Source organism: Endozoicomonas sp. SESOKO1, from assembly GCF_024606265.1.
Taxonomy (GTDB): Bacteria; Pseudomonadota; Gammaproteobacteria; order Pseudomonadales; family Endozoicomonadaceae; genus Endozoicomonas.
The window spans coordinates 1-1,442 of sequence record NZ_JAHHPP010000167.1; the positions used below are offsets into that span (position 1 = coordinate 1).

The window sequence follows — 1,442 nt, forward strand, 5'->3', positions numbered from 1 at the left end:
GTTACTGTTTATTTATAAAGTATACTTAAATCCCGGACCGGTAAAGCAAATTTCCCCTTGAATAAGCTGCCATGAACCCCATATTAGGCTATCACTTAATATTTACTTTTGCCCCGGGGCCCTATGGAAGCACCACGGCCCATAACACGAAGACACGTTCCAGCCAGCACTTCAGGCTGGATTGACATCCGGAGAAACGTTGGAATGACTGTAGAAAACACCAAAGCAGAAGATCAGGCCGAGCAACCTGAAGCCAACGAAACTGAAATTTCTGCTGACGCTGAAGCAGCCGTTGACCCAATTCTGGAAGAAGCGGCTGATTCAGAAGATCAGGCCGAAGGGCAGGCCAACGACGATAGCGCCAAACGCATTGAAGAACTCGAAGAGCAGCTTGCCCAGGCTAAAGACCAGGCGCTGCGCGCTCATGCCGAAGCCATGAACACCAAGCGCCGCGCAGAGCAGGATGTCGAAAAAGCCCACAAGTTTGCCCTGGAGAAGTTCGTCAACGAGCTGATCCCTGTGGTCGATAGCCTGGAAAAAGGCATTGAAAGCGCAGAACAGGGTGAGGGTCAGCACGAGACCATGCTCGAAGGCATGCGCCTGACCCACAAACAGCTGCTGGATGCCCTGGCAAAATTCAGTGTTGAGCAGGTTAACCCTGAAGGCCAGCCGTTCGACCCGAACTTCCATCAGGCTATCTCCATGGTGCCCAATCCGGATATGGAACCCAATACCGTGATGAATGTCTTCCAAAAAGGCTACACACTGCACGGTCGAGTTATCCGCCCGGCCATGGTGGTGGTTTCCAAAGCGGCTTAAGGTCAATCTTACTGAATAGGGGCTCCGGGAGGCTGATCGAGAATCTTGCAAGAGCCCCTTGAAAAAGCAAAGACCGCTCCCATATAGCAAACCAAGTTCGTGGTAATCACCACCTAAACGCTGTTTCACAAGACTCAACATCGGTTGAAACCATTGGGCAGCGAACAAAGATTTCAAAGTTTTCCGCCCTGATTACGGGCAACGGAGAGACTCAAAATGAGTAAAGGCAAAATTATTGGTATTGACCTGGGTACCACCAACTCCTGTGTGGCTATCCTGGACGGCGATAAATCCAAAGTCATCGAAAACGCCGAAGGCGCACGTACTACGCCTTCCATCATCGCCTACACCGACGACGGCGAGATTCTGGTAGGCCAGCCAGCCAAGCGCCAGGCAGTTACCAACCCTGACAATACCCTCTTTGCCATCAAGCGTCTGATCGGCCGTCGCTTCAAGGACGACGTTGTTCAGAAAGACATCAAGATGGTGCCGTACAAAATCGTCGAAGCGGACAACGGCGATGCATGGGTTGAGGTTAAGGGCGACAAGAAAGCCCCACCGCAGATTTCTGCCGAAATCCTGAAGAAGATGAAGAAAACTGCGGAAGACTATCTGGGCGAACC

Annotated in this window: 2 protein-coding genes; both read left to right on the forward strand. The window is 51.6% G+C overall.

Features of this window, described 5'->3' with window-relative positions; all coding sequences use genetic code 11:
* Nucleotides 1–204 precede the first annotated feature (204 nt).
* Complete coding sequence (grpE, locus tag KDK13_RS08425) at nucleotides 205–819, forward strand: nucleotide exchange factor GrpE (RefSeq protein ID WP_257284535.1); 615 nt, start codon at nucleotides 205–207, stop codon at nucleotides 817–819.
* A 216-nt stretch (nucleotides 820–1,035) separates the two neighbouring features.
* On the forward strand, nucleotides 1,036–1,442 hold a 407-nt coding region (locus KDK13_RS08430), incomplete at its 3' end, for an Hsp70 family protein (RefSeq protein WP_257284536.1).